The 19,559-nt window shown below is 66.2% G+C and carries 18 protein-coding genes; 3 read left to right on the top strand and 15 right to left on the bottom strand.

What is annotated here, in order from left to right; translation table 11 throughout:
- Positions 1–41: 41 nt before the first annotated feature.
- Entirely contained in the window at positions 42–1,334 is a 1,293-nt protein-coding gene (pncB, locus tag N5I32_RS17830; RefSeq protein ID WP_261497266.1) for a nicotinate phosphoribosyltransferase, read from the top strand.
- A 3-nt stretch (positions 1,335–1,337) separates the two neighbouring features.
- On the opposite strand, the gene N5I32_RS17825 is transcribed toward pncB, so the two are convergent.
- Positions 1,338–1,970, bottom strand: coding sequence for a class I SAM-dependent DNA methyltransferase (locus N5I32_RS17825; protein WP_261497265.1), 633 nt, complete (start codon positions 1,968–1,970; stop codon positions 1,338–1,340).
- 85 nt (positions 1,971–2,055) lie between these two features.
- Between N5I32_RS17825 and N5I32_RS17820 the strand changes: the two genes are divergently transcribed.
- Positions 2,056–2,913, top strand: coding sequence for an SDR family oxidoreductase (locus N5I32_RS17820; protein ID WP_261497264.1), 858 nt, complete (start codon positions 2,056–2,058; stop codon positions 2,911–2,913).
- A 4-nt stretch (positions 2,914–2,917) separates the two neighbouring features.
- Here the strand turns inward: N5I32_RS17820 and dxs are convergent, their stop codons facing one another.
- The 6 genes from dxs to N5I32_RS17790 are packed head-to-tail and all read right to left on the bottom strand — an operon-like array spanning position 2,918 to position 8,149.
- On the bottom strand, positions 2,918–4,834 hold the full coding sequence (gene dxs / locus N5I32_RS17815) for a 1-deoxy-D-xylulose-5-phosphate synthase (RefSeq protein WP_261497263.1): 1,917 nt from the start codon (positions 4,832–4,834) through the stop codon (positions 2,918–2,920).
- Positions 4,835–4,847: 13 nt separating this feature from the next.
- Complete coding sequence (locus N5I32_RS17810; RefSeq protein ID WP_261497262.1) at positions 4,848–5,714, bottom strand: polyprenyl synthetase family protein; 867 nt, start codon at positions 5,712–5,714, stop codon at positions 4,848–4,850.
- A complete protein-coding gene (locus N5I32_RS17805; RefSeq protein WP_261497261.1) occupies positions 5,715–5,948 on the bottom strand; it encodes an exodeoxyribonuclease VII small subunit in 234 nt (77 codons plus the stop codon). It abuts the gene before it with no gap.
- Positions 5,945–6,874, bottom strand: a complete 930-nt coding sequence (locus N5I32_RS17800; RefSeq protein ID WP_261497260.1) for a histone deacetylase family protein — start codon at positions 6,872–6,874, stop codon at positions 5,945–5,947. Before N5I32_RS17800 ends, N5I32_RS17805 begins: the two co-directional genes overlap by 4 nt.
- A 58-nt stretch (positions 6,875–6,932) precedes the next feature.
- The gene (locus N5I32_RS17795; RefSeq protein WP_261497258.1) at positions 6,933–7,643 is read right to left on the bottom strand and encodes a response regulator; all 711 of its coding nucleotides are present in this window, start codon (positions 7,641–7,643) and stop codon (positions 6,933–6,935) included.
- Positions 7,640–8,149 (bottom strand): MarR family winged helix-turn-helix transcriptional regulator, encoded by a 510-nt coding sequence (locus N5I32_RS17790; RefSeq protein ID WP_261497257.1) that lies wholly within the window; start codon positions 8,147–8,149, stop codon positions 7,640–7,642. Before N5I32_RS17790 ends, N5I32_RS17795 begins: the two co-directional genes overlap by 4 nt.
- Positions 8,150–8,310: 161 nt before the next feature.
- Here N5I32_RS17790 and N5I32_RS17785 point away from each other — a divergent pair, with 161 nt between their 5' ends.
- Positions 8,311–9,180 carry a branched-chain amino acid aminotransferase gene (locus tag N5I32_RS17785; protein WP_261497255.1) on the top strand — a complete coding sequence of 290 codons (870 nt, stop codon included), beginning with the start codon at positions 8,311–8,313 and terminating at the stop codon, positions 9,178–9,180.
- A gap of 50 nt (positions 9,181–9,230) precedes the next feature.
- On the opposite strand, the gene N5I32_RS17780 is transcribed toward N5I32_RS17785, so the two are convergent.
- From N5I32_RS17780 to N5I32_RS17745, 8 genes are all read right to left on the bottom strand, one after another.
- Positions 9,231–9,422 carry a hypothetical protein gene (locus tag N5I32_RS17780; RefSeq protein WP_261497254.1) on the bottom strand — a complete coding sequence of 64 codons (192 nt, stop codon included), beginning with the start codon at positions 9,420–9,422 and terminating at the stop codon, positions 9,231–9,233.
- Positions 9,423–9,529: 107 nt separating this feature from the next.
- Positions 9,530–9,943 (bottom strand): hypothetical protein, encoded by a 414-nt coding sequence (locus tag N5I32_RS17775; protein ID WP_261497253.1) that lies wholly within the window; start codon positions 9,941–9,943, stop codon positions 9,530–9,532.
- 73 nt (positions 9,944–10,016) lie between these two features.
- Positions 10,017–11,063 (bottom strand): tRNA epoxyqueuosine(34) reductase QueG, encoded by a 1,047-nt coding sequence (gene queG, locus N5I32_RS17770; protein WP_261497332.1) that lies wholly within the window; start codon positions 11,061–11,063, stop codon positions 10,017–10,019.
- Between the two features lie 74 nt (positions 11,064–11,137).
- A complete protein-coding gene (gene fzlA / locus N5I32_RS17765) occupies positions 11,138–11,803 on the bottom strand; it encodes an FtsZ-binding protein FzlA (protein ID WP_261497252.1) in 666 nt (221 codons plus the stop codon).
- A 46-nt stretch (positions 11,804–11,849) separates the two neighbouring features.
- The gene (mtgA, locus tag N5I32_RS17760; RefSeq protein WP_439648215.1) at positions 11,850–12,590 is read right to left on the bottom strand and encodes a monofunctional biosynthetic peptidoglycan transglycosylase; all 741 of its coding nucleotides are present in this window, start codon (positions 12,588–12,590) and stop codon (positions 11,850–11,852) included.
- 79 nt (positions 12,591–12,669) lie between these two features.
- The gene (gltB, locus tag N5I32_RS17755; protein WP_261497251.1) at positions 12,670–17,208 is read right to left on the bottom strand and encodes a glutamate synthase large subunit; all 4,539 of its coding nucleotides are present in this window, start codon (positions 17,206–17,208) and stop codon (positions 12,670–12,672) included.
- The gene (locus tag N5I32_RS17750; protein ID WP_261497250.1) at positions 17,205–17,918 is read right to left on the bottom strand and encodes a hypothetical protein; all 714 of its coding nucleotides are present in this window, start codon (positions 17,916–17,918) and stop codon (positions 17,205–17,207) included. The genes gltB and N5I32_RS17750 overlap by 4 nt, the downstream gene beginning before the upstream one ends.
- Before the next feature lie 91 nt (positions 17,919–18,009).
- Positions 18,010–19,446, bottom strand: coding sequence for an NAD(P)-dependent oxidoreductase (locus N5I32_RS17745; RefSeq protein ID WP_261497249.1), 1,437 nt, complete (start codon positions 19,444–19,446; stop codon positions 18,010–18,012).
- Positions 19,447–19,559 lie beyond the last annotated feature (113 nt).

Genomic DNA, 19,559 nt, shown 5'->3' with positions numbered 1-19,559 from the left:
CGCCGCCTGTCACGTAATAGGCAAGGGAAAGGGGGCATCCCATGGTCGATATCGCCACGCGGGTCTACAACCACAACTGGAAGATCGACCCGATCGTCCGGTCGCTGATCGACACCGACTTCTACAAGCTCCTGATGTGCCAGTCGATCCATCGCAACCGGCCCGACACGCAGGTGACCTTCAGCCTCATCAACCGGACGACCCGCATCCCGCTGGCCCGCCTGATCGACGAGGGCGAACTGCGCGAGCAGCTGGATCACGTCCGCTCCCTCTCGCTGTCGCGGGGGGAGGGGACCTGGCTGCGCGGCAACACCTTCTACGGAAAGCGGCAGATGTTCTCGCCTGCGTTCATGGAATGGTTCGAGGCGCTGAAGCTGCCGCCCTATCATCTGGAACGCGTGGGCGATCAGTACGAGCTGACGTTCGAGGGCAATTGGCCGGAAGTGATGTTGTGGGAAATCCCCGCGCTGGCCGTGCTGATGGAACTGCGCTCCCGCGCGGTTCTGGCCGCGATGGGCAAGTTCGAGCTTCAGGTGCTCTACGCCCGCGCGATGACGCGACTGTGGGAAAAGATCGAGCGGCTTCGCCGGATCGACGGCCTCAAGATCGCCGACTTCGGCACGCGGCGGCGGCATTCCTTCCTGTGGCAGGACTGGTGCGTGCAGGCGATGATCGAGGGGTTGGGCGACGCCTTCATCGGCACCTCGAACTGCCGCATCGCACTGCGCCGCGACATCGAGGCGATCGGCACAAACGCGCACGAACTGCCCATGGTCTATGCCGCCCTTGCCGATACCGACGAGGACCTGCGGCAGGCGCCCTACCGCGTTCTCGAGGACTGGCATGAGGAGCATGAGGGCAACCTGCGCATCATCCTGCCCGACACCTACGGGACCGCCGGGTTCTTGCAACACGCCCCCGACTGGCTGGCCGGCTGGACAGGCATCCGCATCGATTCCGGCGACCCCGTTATTGGCGCCGAAACCGCGATCGCCTGGTGGAAGTCGCGCGGCGAGGATCCGCGCAACAAGCTTGTCATCTTCTCCGACGGTCTCGACACCGAGAAGATCGAGGAACTGCACACGCGCTTCGTGGGCCGCGTCAAGGTTTCGTTCGGCTGGGGGACACTCCTGACCAATGACTTCCGGGGTCTCGTGCCGAACGACGCGCTGGCGCCGTTCAGCCTTGTCTGCAAGGCCATCAGCGCGAATGGCCGGCCCACGGTCAAGCTGTCGGACAATCCCAACAAGGCGATGGGGCCGGCAGCCGAGATCGAGCGCTACAAGCGGGTTTTTGGCGTTGGCGAGCAAGTGGCGCAGGCGGTCGTGGTCTGAGGCTCAGACCTTGCGGAAGGTCACGACGAAGCCGCGGTCCTGCGAGTGCGGACCTGTCGCGGAGGGGCCGTAGAAGGCGATGTCTGCGGCCCGGAAGGCGGTGATCCAGCCGTCTTCCTCGAGCGCGCAGAACCGTGCCGCGAAACCCGCGGCGGCGTAGACGCCGGAATGGATCGAGAACGCGAAGAAGCCGCCGCTTTCGGTCACCCGCAGCAGCGCGTCGATCGCCTCCGGCCCGACATGACCGAAGGTGAAGGTGCCTGAACTGACGCAGCCGACATAGGAACTGTCGGGCAGGTTCAGTGGCTGCGTCACGTCCGCCTGATGAAGCTTGCGATAAAGGCCCTTGCCGCGCGCAATCGCGATCATCTCCGGCGAGATGTCGATGCCGTCGATCGGCGCGACCCCTCGCTGTCTGAGTTCGGCGGCCAGAAGTCCGGTCCCCGCGCCGACGTCCAGAACCGGGCCGACGGCTTCGGCAGCATAGGCCTCGGCGATCAGTTCCGGTACGCGGAAATCCATCGCCTTGGCGAAGTCGTCATCGTAGTTGGGCGCGAGGGTGCGATAGTAGCGCAGGATATCCTCGCGCGACCGCAGTCCGTAGGCGTCATTCAGATCGAAGTCGTTTTCGGCCATGCGTCATGGGGCCACGCCGCGGGGGCGGCGTCAAGCCGCATCAAGCAGCCTTGCGATCCCGAGCCACCCAAAGGATAGTCGCGCCATGACCGCAACGCTTCTTTCCATCGGCCACGGTTATTCCGCCGCAGCCCTCGCCCGCCGCCTTGCCGGCTGGCGCATCATCGGCACCACCCGACGCGCTGAGAAGGCCGACCGCCTGCGCGCCGCCGGGATCGAGGCGCTTGTCTGGCCGGGCGAAGACCTGCGTCCCGCGATCGCCGCGGCAAGCCATATCCTGATCTCGGTCGCGCCCGACGACGACGGCGATCCGGTGCTGCGCGAGCTTGCCGAAGCCATCGGCGCGGCCGCCCCGCATCTTGCCTGGGTCGGCTATCTCTCCACCACCGGGGTCTACGGCGACCACGCGGGGGGCTGGGTGGATGAATCCACTCCGCTGACCCCGTCGACCCGGCGCGGGCAGATCCGGGTTCTGGCCGAAGGACAATGGCAGCGCCTGGCCGAACGCGCGGGCCTGCCCCTGCATATCTTCCGGCTGGCGGGGATCTACGGCCCCGGCCGTGGTCCTTTCGAGAAGGTGAAGAACGGCACCGCCCGGCGCATCATCCGCGAAAACCAGTTCTTCAGCCGCATCCATGTGGACGACATCGCAGCCGTGCTTGCCGCCTCGATCGCGCGGCCCCACCCCGGAGCAGTCTACAACGTCTCCGACGACGACCCAGCCCCGCCCGAGGATGTGCTGACCGAGGCCGCGCGCCTTCTGGGCCTGCCGCCGCCGCCCGAGGTTCCGTTCGACGAGGCAGAAATGACACCGCTCGCCCGCAGCTTCTACGCCGAGTCAAAGCGTGTCCGGAACGACCGCATCAAGCGCGATCTGGGGGTAAAACTCGCCTATCCCGATTACCGCGCCGGGCTGTGCGCGCTGCTGGCGGCCGAGGGTTAGACGCCTAGGCCCGCCGCGCGCCGACGCTGGCCACGCCCAGAACCTCAAGCACCTTCGCCTCGATCTCGGGCGCGTTCATGCCGGCCACCGCATACATGTCCTCGGGGCCGGCCTGATCGATGAAGCTGTCGGGCAGGACCATTGATCGGAACTTGAAGCCGCGGTCGAATACGCCCTCCTCGGCCAGAAGCTGGGCGACATGGCTTCCGAACCCGCCGATGGCGCCTTCCTCGATGGCGATCAACGCCTCGTGTTCGGCGGCAAGCCGCAGGATCAAGTCGCGGTCCAGTGGCTTGGCAAAGCGCGCATCCGCCACCGTGGGCGCCAGACCGCGCGCCGCCAGCGCCTCGCGCGCCTTCAGCACCTCGGCCAGGCGGGTGCCGAAGGACAGGATCGCGACGCGCCCGCCCTCGGCCACGATCCGGCCGCGCCCGATCTCGAGCGGGATGCCGCGTTCGGGCAGTTCCACCCCGACGCCTTCGCCGCGCGGGAAGCGGAAGGCCGAGGGCCGGTCGTCGATCGCCGCCGCGGTCGCGACCATTTGGACCAGTTCCGCCTCGTCCGCCGCCGCCATGACCACGAAGCCGGGCAGATTGGCCAGAAAGGCGATGTCGAAGGCGCCCGCATGGGTGGCCCCGTCCGCGCCGACCAGCCCGGCCCGGTCAATGGGGAATCGCACCGGCAGGCGCTGGATCGCGACGTCGTGCACGACCTGGTCGTAGCCCCGCTGCAGGAAGGTCGAGTAGAGCGCGCAGAACGGTTTCAGGCCCGCCGCCGCCAGCCCCGCCGCGAAGGTCACCGCATGCTGTTCGGCAATGCCCACATCGAAGCACCGCTTAGGAAAGCGTTCCGCGAACAGGTTCAGCCCGGTCCCGTCCGGCATCGCGGCGGTGATGGCAACGATCCTGTCGTCCTTCTCCGCCTGCCGGACCAGCGACTGCGCGAAGACCTTGGTATAGGCCGGCGCATTCGACGGCGCCTTCTTCTGCTCACCCGTCACCACGTCGAACTTGGCCGTCGCGTGCCCCTTGTCGGTGGCGCGCTCGGCCGGGCCGTAGCCCTTTCCCTTCTTTGTCAGCACATGGATCAGCGTCGGGCCGGTCGCCCGCGCATGGACCGTGCGCAGGACGGTCAGCAACTGCTCCATGTCATGCCCGTCGATGGGGCCGACGTAGGAAAAGCCCAGTTCCTCGAACAGGGTGCCGCCGACGGTCATGCCCTTGAGCATTTCCTTCGCCCGCCGCGCCCCTTCCTGGAAGGGTTCGGGCAACAGGCTGATCGCGCCCTTGGCCGCCGCCTTCAGTTCCTGGAACGGCGCGCCGGCGTAAAGCCGCGACAGATAGGCCGACATCGCGCCCACCGGGGGGGCGATCGACATCTCGTTGTCGTTCAAGACGACGAACAGCCGCTTGCCCAGATGGCCGGCGTTGTTCATCGCCTCATAGGCCATGCCCGCGCTCATCGCGCCGTCACCGATGACGGCCACCGCATCACCCGCGTCGCCGCCAAGGTCGCGGGCGACGGCAAAGCCCAGCGCCGCCGAGATCGAGGTCGAGGAATGCGCCGCCCCGAACGGATCATAGGGGCTTTCCGACCGCTTGGTGAAACCGCTCAACCCGCCCTTCTGCCGCAGCGTGCGGATCCTGTCGCGCCGCCCGGTCAGGATCTTGTGCGGATAGCACTGGTGGCCCACGTCCCAGATGATCTTGTCGCGTGGCGCCTCGAAGACGGCATGCAGCGCGACCGTAAGTTCCACGACACCAAGCCCGGCCCCGAGATGCCCGCCGGTGACGGAAACCGCGCTGATCGTTTCCGCCCTGACCTCGTCGGCCAACTGGCGCAGTTCCCGATCCGACAGGCGCTTCAGGTCGGCGGGGACCTGCACGCGGTCAAGAACGGGGGTTATCGGTCGGTCGGTCATCTGGATCCCGGGGCTACATCTCGCGCGAGATAACGAAGCGCGCCGCCTCTCTCAAGTTCTCGGCTGTCGCACCATAGGGTAAAAGTGCGGTTTGCGCTTCCTCGATCAGGGCAAGCGCACGGGATTTTGCACCGGCGAGCCCCAGATGGGAAATGAAGGTCGCCTTTCCGGCACCCGCATCCTTGCCCAGCCGCTTGCCCGCCTTGCCGGGGTCGCCTTCCACATCCAGGATGTCGTCGGCAATCTGGAACGCAAGACCCAGCGCACGGGCATAGGCGGCCAGCGGCTTGCGGTCCGCACCGGCCAGGATCGCGCCAGCCTCTGCGGCAAAGGATATCAGCGCCCCGGTCTTGCCGGCCTGAAGCGCGGTGATCTCGGCCAAAGTCAGGGGCTCCGGCGCGGTTTCCGCCGCGATGTCCAGCGCCTGGCCCAGCACCATCCCCTCCGCCCCCGAGGCCCGCGCAAGCGTTTGCACCAGATCAAGCCGCCGGTCGGAAGGCCCCAGAATCGGGTCGCAGCACAACTCGAACGCCAGGGTCTGAAGCGCGTCGCCCGCCAGAACCGCGGTCGCCTCGTCCCACTTCACATGCACCGTCGGCTGGCCCCGGCGCAGGTCGTCGTCATCCATGCAGGGCAGATCGTCATGGATCAGCGAATAGGCGTGCAGCGCCTCGACCGCCGCGGCGGCCGGCATGGCGCGGCTCATGGGAATGCCGAAAAGTGCCGCCCCCTCGATCACCAGAAAGGCCCGGATGCGCTTGCCGCCCCGCAGCGCATAGCGCATTGCGTGCACCACGGCGATGTCGGCGCAATCGGAAAGCGCGTCATCCAGCGCGGCCTGAACCCCGGCCTGAACCTGTCTCAGACGATCGGGGAACACTCACAACCCTTCGGCCGGAGTGGTTCCCACGGGCTGCCCGGCGGCGAGGGTGATCTTTTCCACCTTTTCCTCCGCCTCCTTCAGCTTCTTCTCGCAATGCGCTTTCAGCGCGGCCCCCTTTTCGTAAAGGCCGATGGACCTTTCCAGCTCGACATTGCCCGATTCCAGCTGCCGGACCACGTCTTCCAGCGCCTTCATCGCCTCTTCGAAACTCATCGCGGCAATATCGTTCATCCGTCCCGCTCCATCAGAACCTTCACATGGACCGCGACCGAGGCCGCGAGTGCGGTCAGATCATAGCCCCCCTCCAGCGACGATACCACCCGCCCCCCGCAGCATTCGTCGGCGACATCGCAGATCGCATGCGTGAGCCAGGCGAAATCCGCCTCGGTCCAGTTGAGGCCCGCCAGGGGATCGGCGCGGTGCGCATCGAACCCGGCCGAGACAAGGATCAGGTCTGGCCGGAAGCCGATGACACGGCCCAGCGCACCCTCCCACAGCACGCGCATCTCGCCCCCGCCCGAGCCGGCCGGCAGCGGCAGGTTCAGGATCTGGCCATGGGCCCCACGCTCGCTGGCGTAGCCGGAGCCGGGATAAAGCGGCATCTGGTGCGAGGACACGAACATCGCGCGCGGTTCGTCCCACAGCAGATCCTGCGTGCCGTTGCCGTGATGGACATCGAAGTCAAGGATCGCGACACGCGACAGGCCGTGCCGGTCCAGCGCATGTTTCGCCGCGATGGCAACCGTTCCGAACAGGCAAAACCCCATCGCCGTCGCAGTCTCGGCATGGTGACCGGGCGGGCGCATCGCGACGAAGGCATTCCGCGCCTCCCCCGCCAGAACCGCATCGACCGCCGCGTTCACCCCACCGACCGCACGCAACGCCGTCTCGAACGACCCCGGCGACAGGAAGGTGTCGCCATCCAGGTGCGACCATCCTTCTTCAGGCTGCGCAGCCTTCACCCGCTCCAGATAGCTTGCCGGATGGCAGCGCAGCACCTCCGCCTCCTCCGCCAAGGGGGCGGGCCTGCGCTCAAGCGCGGCGAAGGCCGGGTGCCTCAGCCCGGCCAGGATCGCCTCCAGACGCGCCACCTGTTCGGGGTGGCCCGGAGGATTGACATGCGCCAGCCCCGCCTCGTGCGTGAAGAAGATCGTCATCGCTGCCCCTTCATTCTGGCGGCAAATACTCCCGCCGGAGGCTCCGACGGTGCCGCGGTCACTCCGGTGCAAGCATGTAGCCCGCGCCGCGCACGGTCTGAAGATAGCGTGGCTGCTTCGGGTCGGCCTCGAACTTTCGGCGCAATCGGGTGATCTGCACATCGACCGCACGTTCCTGTGCGCCGCCGTCGGGCCCGCTGCGGCCCAGATCCTCGACCAGCTTCGCGCGGCTGATGGGCTCACCCGGCTGGGCGGCGAAGATCCGCATCAGGGCGGCCTCGGTCGCCGTCAGCCGCACCTGCGCCTCGCCCTTCCACATTTCGCCGCGGTCGATGTCATAGCGCACCGGCCCCAGATGCAGTACCTTGGGCGTCTTGTCGGCAACCACGGGCGCGGGCGCGCGCCTGAGGATCGCGTTGATCCGCAACAACAGCTCGCGCGGCTCGAACGGCTTGGTCAGATAGTCGTCCGCTCCCGCTTCCAGCCCGGCGATGCGGTCGGCCGTCTCCCCCTTCGCGGTCAAGAGAAGGATCGGCGTGTCCATCACCGCCCGCAGGTCGCGGGTCAGCGTCACCCCATCCTCGCCCGGCATCATCACGTCCATGACGATCAGATCGAACTCCAGCCCGGCCAGAAGCTTGCGCGCGTGGGCGGCATCGCGCGCGGCGGTGACCCAGAAGCCATGCCGCGCCAGGAACTTCTGCAAAAGCCCCCGGATGCGTTCGTCGTCGTCGATGATCAGAAGGTGTACGTCCGGCTGCTCGCTCATGCACCACTGTCCTTCATCATCTGAAAATACCGCCTCAAATCCGGATCCATCATCGCCTCGAGAACCTGTCGAAAGCCGGCCACAGCCGCCGGCCCGGCCGCGCGGTAGGCCGCACGCATGCGCGCCCGCTGCGCATCCGAAAGCTCCCGCTCCAGCGCCGCACCCTTTTCGGTAAGATACAGATGCCGCTCGCGCTTGTCGCGTCGCCCGACACGCGAGTCCACAAGTCCATCCTCCACCAGCGTACGAAGCACCCGGTTCAGGGATTGCTTGGTCACGCCAAGCACGCTCAGCAGGGTGTTGACCGTCAGTCCGGGCTGACGATGGATGAAATGGATCGCGCGGTGGTGCGCCCGCCCATAGGCATGGCTTTCAAGGATGCGGTCCGGATCGGCTGTGAAACCACGATAGGCGAAGAACATCGCCTCGATTCCCTTCCGCAGCTGTTCGTCCGTCAGGAACAGAAGGCTCTCGCCACCCTGTGCCGTGCCGCCGCCTGCCGACATGCCCCCCGGTCTCCTCGCTCGTCTTCGCCATGATTTTATGTCAGCCTTGTTGACTTTCCAAGACTCAACTGATAGCGAATCGCAGATTTCGCGCAACTTTATGTCCGCTTCGGACCTAATCGGCGCAACTTTCGCAAACGGAACGACCCGAGGAGGATGACATGGCCGGGGCTTATGACGATCGCGACGGCAAGATCTGGATGGACGGCAAGCTGGTCGAATGGCGCGATGCCAAGGTGCACATCCTGACCCACGCGCTGCACTACGCCTCTTCGGTGTTCGAAGGCGAACGCTGCTACAACGGCAAGATCTTCAAGGGACACGAACATTCCCACCGCCTGCGCCGCTCCGCAGAGCTTCTGGACATGGAGATCCCCTATTCCGCCGAGGAGATCGACGTCGCCAAGGACGCGGTGCTGAAGGCGAACGGCTGGGACAACGCCTATGTTCGCGCCATCGCCTGGCGCGGTTCGGGCGAGGACATGGGCGTTGCCGCCAAACGCAACCCGGTGCGCCTGGCCGTTGCCGCGTGGGAATGGGGCAACTACTACGGCGACGCGAAGATGAAGGGCGCCAAGCTCGACATCGCGAAGTGGCGCCGGCCCGACCCCGCGACCATCCCGTCCGAGGCCAAGGCCGCGGGCCTTTACATGATCTGCACCATGTCCAAGCACGCGGCCGAGGCCAAGGGCTGCTCGGACGCGATGATGTTCGACTACCGCGGCTACGTCGCCGAGGCGACCGGCGCCAACATCTTCTTCGTCAAGGACGGCGAGGTGCATACGCCCAAGCCCGACTGCTTCCTCAACGGCATCACCCGGCAGACCGTGATCCAGATGCTGAAGGACATGCAGATCAAGGTCCACGAACGGCACATCATGCCCGAGGAACTTGAGGGCTTCGAACAGTGCTGGCTGACCGGCACCGCCGCAGAGGTCACCCCGGTGGGCCGGATCGGCACCTACAATTTCGAAGTCGGCGACCTGACGAAGCGCGTTGCGCTTGAATACGAGAAGTTGGTCCGCAGCTGATCGGCCGCCAATCCGGTCTTTCGGCGCGCCCCCGGGCGCGCCGCTTCCCTTCAGGCGCGAATGCCCCGTTCGATACGCAGGTATTCGCGCATCCTGACCGCATCGTCCCGCGTCGCGGCGCGTTCATGCAGTTCCCGTATCGCCGGATGGCGCTTTTCGCCAGAGGCGCGCTCTACCGCGATGTAGTTCTTCAGACGGCCCCCCTCGGGTGCGGCGTGACGGTCGGTGATGTGCCGGCTCATGCTTTCCTCCTTGCGGTTTTCGTCCGTCCCCGAAGGGACAACCCAAGCATGCGGCAGAATCGGCCGCATGACCATACCGGAGTCCGCCACCCTCACGAAGCGCGGCGTCAATCGTCGGCCCCCGGCCCGAAGCGGCGCGGAAGACGCGCGGCCCTGTCCCCTTCACCGCCCTGGATCAGGTAGCTCAGCATCTCTCCCGCCGTCATGTCCGGCAACTGTCCCGGCAGCACCAGCACCGCGTAGCCGCCGACATAAGCGGTCGCCACCAGCGTCACGATCCAGGCCGTCGCGTTCCCGCCAGCGCGGTTGCCCTCGAACCAAAGCTCGTACTTCATCGCCGGCCAGCCCCCCATGAGGGCGAGAACCATGAAGATCGGCGCCTCGATGCCGGGTTTCTGCGCCTCGCGCCAGATCTTGTCCTGCCTGCACAGAAGCCGCGTCACCGCGTTGATCATCAGAAGGTAGATGCCGACGCACAGGATCAGGAATCCCGTCGTCCCCGGCTGCGGAAAGTAGTCCATGATCGATCCGCCTCTTCGTGCATCCATCGGTCCCCGGCGCGTGACAGGCCCGGTCTGCCTCTCTATCGCACAATCATGGCGCGACTTTGACAAGCTGCGTGCAGGCCCACCGCGCGGCGTCGGCCACCGCGGCATCCTCATCCCCGACCAGCCCTCTGGCGACGGGAAGCAGCGCGGAGTTCTCGGAGTTGCCGATCGCGTAAAGGACGTTGCGGACGAACCGGTTGCGCCCGATCCGCTTGACCGGACTGCCCGAGAACAACACGCGAAACCCTGCATCGTCCAACGCCGCAAGTTCGGCCAGCGCAGGTGCGCCAACCCGCGCCGCATAGCCCGTCTCGCGCGCCGCCTGCGCGAACTTGTTCCATGGGCACACCGCCAGGCAGTCGTCGCAACCATAGATCCGGTTGCCCAGCAGCGGGCGCAGGTCATCGTCCACCGGCCCCACATGTTCGATCGTCAGGTAGGAAATGCAGCGCCGCGCATCCAGCTGGTAGGGCGCCGGGAAAGCCCGCGTCGGGCAGACATCCAGACAAGCGCGGCACGAACCGCAATGATCCGCCTCGGGCGCATCCTTCGGAAGGTCGAGCGTGGTGAAGATCGCGCCCAGGAAGAACCAGCTGCCCAGCGACCGGCTGACCAGATTGGTGTGCCTGCCCTGCCAACCCAGCCCCGCCGCCTGCGCCAAAGGCTTCTCCATCACCGGCGCAGTGTCCACGAAAACCTTGATTTCGGCTGGATCAGAGCCTTTTTCAGCCTCGGCCAGCAGCCAGCGCCCGACCCGCTTCAGCCGTTTCTTGACCAGGTCGTGATAGTCGCGCCCCTGCGCGTAGACGGATACCGCGCCGCGGTCCTTCAGGGCCAGAACCGCCATCGGATCGCTCTCAGGCGTATAGACCTCGGCCAGCATGATCACCGTTCGCGCCTCCGGCCAAAGGGCGGCGGGATTGCCGCGCCATCCCATCCGTTCGGCCATCCACGTCATCTGCCCGTGCCGCCCGGCCGTCACAAAGGCCGCCAGCCGCCCGGCCGCCTCGGGGATGGCGTCCGGCGCGCAAAACCCCACGCCCGAGAATCCCTCGGCCAGCGCCGTCTCCACCAGCCGCGCCTTCAGCGCCAGAGCCTCCACGATCGCCCCTTCTTCTTTTCGAAAATATCCCGGGGGTCCGGGGGCAGCGCCCCCGGCGCGACCCCTCAGAAATCCAGATCGGCGTAATGCGCGGGCGGAGGAAAGCCCGGCACCTGGTCGGCCAGGATCGAGCGGAACGCCGGCCGCGACTTGATCTTGGCGTACCAGTCCTTGACGTTCTGGCTCCGGTTCCAGTCCACGTCGGAGATGTAGTCGAGGCTCGACAGATGCGCCGCGGCGGTGAAGTCGGCCAGCGTCATCTCGTTCCCGGCCAGCCACCGCCGCTGGTCGAGAAGCCAGCTCAGGTAGTCGAGGTGAAACTTGATGCGTTGCGCGCCGGACTTGACGTTGCGGCTTTCGGGATAGCCCTGCCCCATGATCTTCTTGTTGACGCGCTCGTAAAGCAGCTTCGAGGTCACCTCGGTGTGGAACTTGTCGTCGAACCAGGCGCAAAGCCGGCGCACCTCGCACCGCCCTTCGGCGTCGCGCGGCATCAGTCGCGGCTCGGGCACCGTCTCGTCCAGGTATTCGCAGATCGCCTGGCTTTCGCTCAGAAGCCGGCCATTGATCTTCAGCACCGGCACCTTTCCCGCCGGGTTGCGGCGCAGGAAATCCGGGCTCTGTTCCCAGTAACGTTCCTCGACAAGTTCCACCTCGACCCGCTTCTCGGCGAGCGTCAGGCGGACCTTGCGGCAGAACGGGGACAGTGGAACGTGGTAAAGTCGGGTCATCTCGAGCCTCGGTTTGATGTCGTGATAGCCCCGCCCCCGGCGCCGTTCAACCTTGGAAGCAGTCCGCGCGGCCATCTGCGCGGATCGTGTCGGCCCCCTCGGCGATCTGGCGCGCGCGCTTGCGCAGGTAGCCCGAGGGCCGCGCCGGGTTGCGGTCCTTCGGATCGGGCAGCGCCGCCGCCAGAAGTGCGGCGCGTGCCCCGCTCAGCTCCCGCGCGGGGATGCCGAAGTAATGCTGCGCGGCGGCCTCGATTCCGAAAACCCCCTGCCCGAACTCGGCGACGTTCAGGTAGATCTCCAGCGTCCGGCGCTTGGTCCAGACCAGTTCCACCACCGGCGTCATCAGGGCTTCGAGCGCCTTGCGGGGCCAGCTTCGTCCATGCCAGAGAAAGACATTCTTGACCGTCTGCTGGGTCAGGGTCGAGGCCCCACGCGTCCCGCCCTGGTCGATCGCCTCGCGGATCGCCGCCATGTCGAAACCCCAGTGCAGGCAGAAATTCGCATCCTCCGCCGCGACGACGGCACGCGGCACCTCTGCCGACATCTCCTCAAGGCTGACCCAGTCATGCTTGATCCCGCCGTATCGGACGCTTTCGGCCAGCATGTAGGCCGTCATCGGCGGATTGAGGACAGTGTAGACCAGAACCAGCAGCAGAAAGAACGCCGCAGCCCCAACAAGACCACGCCCTGCCCAGCGCAGCATCTGCCGCGCGCTCGGCATGCGCGGGATACCGGCGACGGGATTGGCCGCCTTCTTCTTTCTCGGTTTTCTTGCCTGCTTGACCATCGCCCGACCTTAGCCACGGCTTTGCCCCCGTGGTCAAGCGGGCGCGGGGCCGGATCTGGCATCCGGCCCCGCCTGTGTGTCACTCCGCCGGTACCGCCTGCGCGTCGAGGCTGAGCGGATTGGGGATGCGGTTCAGCATCTCCTTCGGGCAGACCTGAATGAAGTTCGCCCGCTCGGTGTCCCAGTGCTGAAGGATGCGCGCCGCGCGACGGCTGCCGGTTTCCGCGGCATGACGTTCGATCAGGCCCTTCAACTCCGCCTCCCAGTGCGGGTGGCTGACTGCCGAGGTGACGATCGAATCGAAGTTCATCAAATCCTCCGCCTCGCCCTCCGGATCCCAGACATAGGCCATGCCGCCGGTCATGCCCGCGCCGAAGTTCGCGCCGATCCAGCCGAGGATCACCGCGACGCCGCCGGTCATGTACTCACAACCGTTCGACCCGCATCCCTCGACCACGACCTTCGCGCCAGAGTTGCGGACGGCAAAGCGTTCGCCCGCCCGTCCCGCCGCGAAAAGGTGGCCATCGGTCGCGCCGTATAGCACCGTGTTGCCGACGATCGTGTTCTCGCCCGCGTCGAGCGGCGAGGCCATGGGCGCGCGCACCACTATGGTGCCCCCCGACAGGCCCTTGCCGACATAGTCGTTGGCATCGCCCGACACCTCGATCTTCAGCCCCGGCGCGGCAAAGGCCCCCAGCGACTGCCCGCAGGACCCCGTCAGCTTCACCGTCAGGTGGTCGGGTTGCAGGTTGTTGCGCATCCCGAACTTCTTGACGATGTGGCTCGACGCCCGCGTCCCGATGGTGCGGTGGGTGTTCCGCACGGCATAGGACAGCTGCATCTTCTCGCCATCCTCGAAGAACCGCGCACCGTCGCGGATGATCTCGGCATCCAGCGTGTCGGGCACCGCATTGCGGGGTTTGGACCGGTCGTAGACGATGCGGTCGAAACCGTCGACGGTGATCAGAAGCGGGTTCAGGTCGAGGTCGTCAAGATCGGCGTGGCCGCGGCTGACCTGCGTCAGAAGGTCCGCGCGCCCGATGATCTCGTCCATCGACCGGGCACCAATCTCGGCCAGGATCTCCCGCACCTCCTGCGCGTAGAAGGTGATGAGGTTCACCACCTTGTCCGCCGATCCGGTGAACTTGGCGCGCAGGCGTTCGTCCTGCGTGCACACGCCCACCGGGCAGGTGTTCGACTGGCACTGGCGCACCATGATGCAGCCCATCGCGATCAGCGCGGCGGTGCCGATGCCGTATTCCTCGGCCCCCATCAGCGCGGCGATTACGATGTCGCGCCCGGTGCGCAGGCCACCGTCGGTGCGCAGCGTGATCCGGTCGCGCAGCTTGTTCATCGCCAGCACCTGATGCGCCTCGGTCAGGCCCATTTCCCAGGGCAGGCCCGCATACTTGATCGAGGTCGCCGGGCTGGCGCCGGTGCCGCCATTGTGGCCCGAAATCAGGATCACGTCCGCCTTGGCCTTGGCCACGCCGGCCGCGATCGTGCCGACGCCGGACGAGGCCACCAGCTTCACCGTCACCTTGGCGCGCGGGTTGATCTGCTTCAGGTCGTAGATGAGCTGCGCCAAATCCTCGATCGAGTAGATGTCGTGGTGCGGCGGCGGGCTGATCAGCGTCACGCCCGGCGTCGAATGCCGCAGGCGTGCGATCAACTGGGTCACCTTCATCCCCGGCAGCTGCCCGCCCTCACCGGGCTTGGCGCCCTGGGCCACCTTGATCTCAAGCTCCTCACAGGCGTTGAGGTACTCTGCCGTGACGCCGAAGCGGCCGGACGCCACCTGCTTGATCTTGGCGCAGGGGTTGTCGCCGTTCGGCAGCGGGTGCGCGTGCGCGGGATCCTCGCCGCCTTCGCCGCTGTCGGATTTCGCACCGATGCGGTTCATGGCGATGTTCAGCGTCATGTGCGCCTCGGGCGAGAGCGCCCCCAACGACATGCCCGGCGTCACGAAACGCTTGCGGATAGAGGTGATGGATTCCACCTCGTCGATGGGCACCGGGCGGCCGATCGGCTTGATGTCCAGCAGGTCGCGCAGGTGGATTGGCGGGTTGGCCCGCATCCGCGCCGAATACTGTTTCCACAGGTCGAAGGACGCGCGGTCGCAGGCCGATTGCAGCATATGCATCGTCTGCGCTTCCCAGGCGTGGCTTTCGCCCGACCGGCGCGCCTTGTAGAAGCCGCCGACCGGCAACACGTCGGACCCGCCGCAGAATCCCTTCGCGTGAATCTCGGCGACCTTGTGCTGGATGCCGGTGACCCCGATGCCGGAAATGCGGCTGTGCATGCCCGGGAAGTATTCCGCGACCATCGCGCGGGAAAGCCCGACCGCCTCAAAGTTCAGCCCGCCGCGGTAGGACGAGATGACCGAGATTCCCATCTTCGACATGATCTTCAAAAGGCCCGCGTCGATGGCAGCGCGGTAGCGGCGCATCGCGTCCTCCAGGCTTCCCTCGATCAGGCCGCGGCGGATGCGGTCGGCGATGGAATCCTGCGCCAGATAGGCGTTCACCGTGGTCGCCCCGCAACCGATCAGCACCGCGAAATAATGCGGGTCGATACATTCCGCGGACCGCACGTTGAGCGAGGTGAACGTTCTCAGCCCCTTGCGCGTCAGCCAGCTGTGCACCGCCGAGGTCGCAAGGATCATCGGCATGGCCACGCGATCCTCGCCCTGGCCTTCGTCGGTCAGGACCAGATGCCCTGCGCCCGAACGCACGGCATCCTCCGCCTCCGCGCGAACGCGCTCCAGGGCCTGGCGCAGCGCATCGTCCCCCGTTCTGGCCGGGAAGGTGCAGTCGATCGAGGTCACGCGGTCGCCGAACTGGCGCACCATCTCGCCAAACTCGGCGTTGGCGATGAACGGGCTTTCCAGAACCAGAATCTCGGTCTGGCTCGAATCCTCGGCCAGCACGTTCGTCAGGTTCCCGAACCGGGTCTTGAGGCTCATCACCCGGCTTTCGCGCAAGCTGTCGATCGGCGGGTTGGTGACCTGGCTGAAGTTCTGGCGGAAATAGTGCGACAGCGGTCGGTATTTCGACGACAGCACTGCGGGCGGCGTGTCATCGCCCATGCTGGCGACCATTTCCTTGCCATCCTCGGCCATCGGCGCCAGAACCTGCTCCAGCTCCTCAAGCGTGTAGCCCGCGGCGATCTGGCGGCGGCGGAGGTCCGCGCCTTCGAACACCGCGCGTTCCGGCACGTCCTGCATCAGCGCGTTCAGTTCGACGACCTTCTGCACCCAGTCGCCGAAGGGCTGGCTGGCAGCCAGCTTGTCCTTCAGGTCCCAGTCGCGGTAAAGCCGTCCCTGGGCCATGTCGACGGCGATCATCTGCCCCGGGCCAAGCGCGCCCTTTTCGCGCACCGTCATCTCGTCGACCGGGACCATGCCGGCCTCGGACCCCGCGATCAGCATGCCGTCGCCGGTCAGCACGTAGCGCATGGGCCTGAGGCCGTTGCGGTCCAGACCGCCCACGACCCAGCGGCCGTCGGTCATCGCCAGCGCAGCAGGGCCGTCCCACGGCTCCATCACGCTGTTGCAGTAGGCGTACATGTCCTGCCAGGGTTTCGGCATCTCGATTGCCGTCTTCGACCAGGCCTCCGGCACCAGCATGGTCTTGGCCATCGGGGCGGAACGGCCGGCGCGCACCAGCGCCTCGAACACAGCGTCAAGCGCGCCGGAATCCGACGTGCCGGCCGGGATGATCGGCTTGATGTCTTCGGCCATCTCTCCGAAGGCCGACGATGCCATGCGGATCTCATGGCTCCGCATCCAGTTGACGTTCCCTTTCAGCGTGTTGATCTCGCCGTTGTGCGCCAGCATGCGGAAAGGCTGCGCCAGCGCCCATTGCGGGAAGGTGTTCGTCGAGTAGCGCTGGTGATAGATCGCGAACGCGCTTTCGAAGCGTTCGTCCATCAGGTCCGGGTAGAAGACCGCGACCTGTTCGGCCAGCATCATCCCCTTGTAGATGATCGACCGGCAGCTGAGCGAACACAGATACATCCCGGCGATATGGGCCGCCAGCGCCGCCTTCTCGATCCGCCGGCGGATGATGTAAAGCTCCCGCTCGAACTGCTCCTGGTCGATGGGCTTTTCGCAGCGGATCAGGATCTGCTCGATCTCGGGCCGCGTCGCGTTGGCTTTCTCGCCCAGGACGCTGGTATCGACCGGAACGTGACGCCAGCCATAGATGTAGTGCCCCATCCGCAGGACTTCGGTTTCGACGATCGTGCGGCAGCGTTCCTGCGCGCCGAAGTCGGTGCGCGGCAGGAAGATCTGGCCCACGGCGATCAGCTTGCCGAAATCGGGTTCGTGGCCGGTGCGGCGCACCTGGTCATAGAAGAACTTGACCGGGATCTGCACATGGATGCCCGCGCCGTCGCCGGTCTTGCCGTCGGCGTCCACCGCGCCGCGGTGCCAGACGGCCTTGAGCGCGTCGATGCCGTTCTGCACGACCCGTCGCGATGCGCGCCCGTCGATCGAAACCACAAGCCCGACGCCGCAGGACGAATGCTCGTCCTCCTCGCGCCACAGGCTGTGCTCGTTCATCCACGCGCGCCTGGTCTCCTCGGCCTGCACCCAGTCCTGGTCAAAGATCGTCATGGCCGTGGTCCTCCGTCCGTCGGGGTCAGTTTCAGCGAAGCGGTCAGCGTGTCGCAGTCGTATTTCGGCTCGTTCTCAAGGAACCCCTTGTCGCCAGGCAGGGCGAATTCCACCGGGTTCTCGACCGTGTCGGCCTTGTCACCGAAGGCATTCTCGAAATGTTCGGTGCCGGGGAAGAAGATGCGCCAGCCGCGGTGAACGTACTGGTTGCCCTTGCGGCTCCAGACCTCCGCGCCGTCGGAATCATAGGCGGTCAGTTCGAATTCGGTCTGTTCCAGGACGATGCCGTCGATCGTGGCGGTCTGGCCGGTCAGGCGATCGTGCCCCACGTAGCGGCGCAGCTCGCCATAGCTGCTTTCGGTGAAGAAATCGAAGTCGTCGCGCCCCCGCTCCAGCAGTTCGGAGAAGGAGGCGGGATCGTTCTCCTCGCCCAGTCTGTCCTGCTCGCCCGTGTAAAGGTCGTAGCTTTGCAGCCAGCGCGTCTCTCCGTCGATCAGGTTGGCGAAGAACGGCCCCTGTCCGTCGGATTGCACCGCCCACTGATTGTCCTCGGGTTCCCCCTCGCAGCGGTAGTGCTGCGATACCAGGCAGGACCGCATCTGCACCGTCGCGTAGGCCGTGCAGCCCTGCGGCAGGGGAAATTGTCCGGCCGAAGCCGGCATGGCCAGCCAGCAGGCGCCAAGCGCGAGGACAGTGCGAAGGGTCGTCATGACGGTCTCTCCTGCGTGCTGCGGTTGCGCGGCTTGCGGCAACCCGGTGAACCACTCGCTTCCGGTGCGTCAGGTCGCATCGGATCCTACCCTATTCCGCCGCCACCTGCGCGGGTTGCGCGAGATAGGTCAGGATCGCGTCGGCGGCCTCGCGCCCGTCGCGGATGGCCCAGACCACGAGGCTGGCGCCGCGCACGATGTCGCCGGCCGCGTAGACGCCGGGAAGGCTGGTCGCGTGGGTGGCGAAGTTGGCCTTGATCGTGCCCCAGCGGGTCACCTCAAGCCCCTCCACTTTCCACAGCGCGGGCAGCGGTTCAGGCTCGAACCCCAGCGCCTTGATGACCAGTTCGGCCGGTTCGACATAGTCGGCGCCGGGAATGACCTCCGGGCTTCTCCGACCGCTGGCGTCGGGGGCGCCAAGGCGCATCTTCTGCACCGCCACGCCCTCCACGCCGGCGCCCACCACGAAGCCACGGGGGGCCGCCAGCCACACGAATTCCACGCCCTCCTCCTCGGCGTTCGCGACCTCGCGCTGCGAGCCGGGCATGTTGTCCCGGTCGCGGCGGTAAAGGCATTTGACCGACTGTGCCCCCTGCCGGATCGCGGTGCGGACGCAGTCCATCGCGGTGTCGCCACCGCCGATGACGACGACCCGTTTGCCTTCGGCGTTCAGTTCGCCCGAGTCGAACTCAGCCACCTCGTCGCCGAATCCCTTGCGGTTCGACACGGTCAGGTAGTCGATGGCACGAACGATGCCCTCCGCCGATGCGGAGTCGCCGTCCAGTTCTCGGCTCTTGTAGACGCCGGTCGCGATCAGTACTGCGTCATGCTTCCCGCGAATGGCATCGAAGCTCAGATCCACGCCGACGTTGCAGTTCAGCACGAAGCTGACCCCGCCCTGCTCCAGCTGCGCGATGCGGGCCAGGACCACATCCTTCTCCAGCTTGAAGCCGGGGATACCGTAGGTCAAAAGGCCGCCCGCGCGATCGTTGCGGTCGTAGACCGTGACCTGCACGCCAGCCCGGCGCAGGACATCTGCCGCGGCAAGGCCCGCGGGACCGGCGCCGATGATCCCGACGCTTTCGGCGCGTTCGGCATGCGGCCGGATCGGCCTGACCCAGCCACGGTCCCAGGCGGTGTCGGTCAGGTATTTCTCGACCGAACCGATCGTCACGGTGCCGTGGCCGGACTGCTCGATCACGCAATTGCCTTCGCACAGCCGATCCTGCGGACAGATGCGGCCGCAGATCTCCGGGAAGGTATTGGTCGCCTGGCTAAGCTCATAGGCCTCCTGCAGGCGGCCCTCCGCGGTCAGGCGCAGCCAATCGGGAATGTTGTTGTGAAGCGGGCAGTGCGACTGACAATAGGGCACACCGCACTGCGAACACCGGCTTGCCTGTTCGGCCGCCTTTGCCTCGGCGTATTCGCGGTAGATCTCGTGAAAGTCCTGCGCGCGCACGCTGGCGTCACGCTTCTCGGGCATCTCCCTGGAGACGGTCACGAACTTGAGCATCCGTTCCTGAGCCATGACTGCGCCTCCCTTCGGCAGATTCCGGGTGCGCATAGCTACTCTGCCAGCGCAGAGAATAAAAGTCAGTATAGTTTACCTATTTTCAAGTTTTTTCAGCCAGTAAGCTCAGA

The organism is Albidovulum sediminis (genome assembly GCF_025380365.1).
Lineage (GTDB): Bacteria > Pseudomonadota > Alphaproteobacteria > Rhodobacterales > Rhodobacteraceae > Albidovulum > Albidovulum sediminis.
This window is presented reverse-complemented; position numbering and strand designations above follow the sequence as displayed.

Coding starts and splice junctions, on each gene's coding strand:
- pncB (WP_261497266.1), top strand. CDS start 42: ATGGTCGATATCGCCACGCGGGTCTACAACCACAACTGGAAGATCGAC.
- N5I32_RS17825 (WP_261497265.1), bottom strand. CDS start 1,970: ATGGCCGAAAACGACTTCGATCTGAATGACGCCTACGGACTGCGGTCG.
- N5I32_RS17820 (WP_261497264.1), top strand. CDS start 2,056: ATGACCGCAACGCTTCTTTCCATCGGCCACGGTTATTCCGCCGCAGCC.
- dxs (WP_261497263.1), bottom strand. CDS start 4,834: ATGACCGACCGACCGATAACCCCCGTTCTTGACCGCGTGCAGGTCCCC.
- N5I32_RS17805 (WP_261497261.1), bottom strand. CDS start 5,948: ATGAACGATATTGCCGCGATGAGTTTCGAAGAGGCGATGAAGGCGCTG.
- N5I32_RS17800 (WP_261497260.1), bottom strand. CDS start 6,874: ATGACGATCTTCTTCACGCACGAGGCGGGGCTGGCGCATGTCAATCCT.
- N5I32_RS17795 (WP_261497258.1), bottom strand. CDS start 7,643: ATGAGCGAGCAGCCGGACGTACACCTTCTGATCATCGACGACGACGAA.
- N5I32_RS17790 (WP_261497257.1), bottom strand. CDS start 8,149: ATGTCGGCAGGCGGCGGCACGGCACAGGGTGGCGAGAGCCTTCTGTTC.
- N5I32_RS17785 (WP_261497255.1), top strand. CDS start 8,311: ATGGCCGGGGCTTATGACGATCGCGACGGCAAGATCTGGATGGACGGC.
- N5I32_RS17780 (WP_261497254.1), bottom strand. CDS start 9,422: ATGAGCCGGCACATCACCGACCGTCACGCCGCACCCGAGGGGGGCCGT.
- N5I32_RS17775 (WP_261497253.1), bottom strand. CDS start 9,943: ATGGACTACTTTCCGCAGCCGGGGACGACGGGATTCCTGATCCTGTGC.
- fzlA (WP_261497252.1), bottom strand. CDS start 11,803: ATGACCCGACTTTACCACGTTCCACTGTCCCCGTTCTGCCGCAAGGTC.
- mtgA (WP_439648215.1), bottom strand. CDS start 12,590: ATGGTCAAGCAGGCAAGAAAACCGAGAAAGAAGAAGGCGGCCAATCCC.
- gltB (WP_261497251.1), bottom strand. CDS start 17,208: ATGACGATCTTTGACCAGGACTGGGTGCAGGCCGAGGAGACCAGGCGC.
- N5I32_RS17750 (WP_261497250.1), bottom strand. CDS start 17,918: ATGACGACCCTTCGCACTGTCCTCGCGCTTGGCGCCTGCTGGCTGGCC.
- N5I32_RS17745 (WP_261497249.1), bottom strand. CDS start 19,446: ATGGCTCAGGAACGGATGCTCAAGTTCGTGACCGTCTCCAGGGAGATG.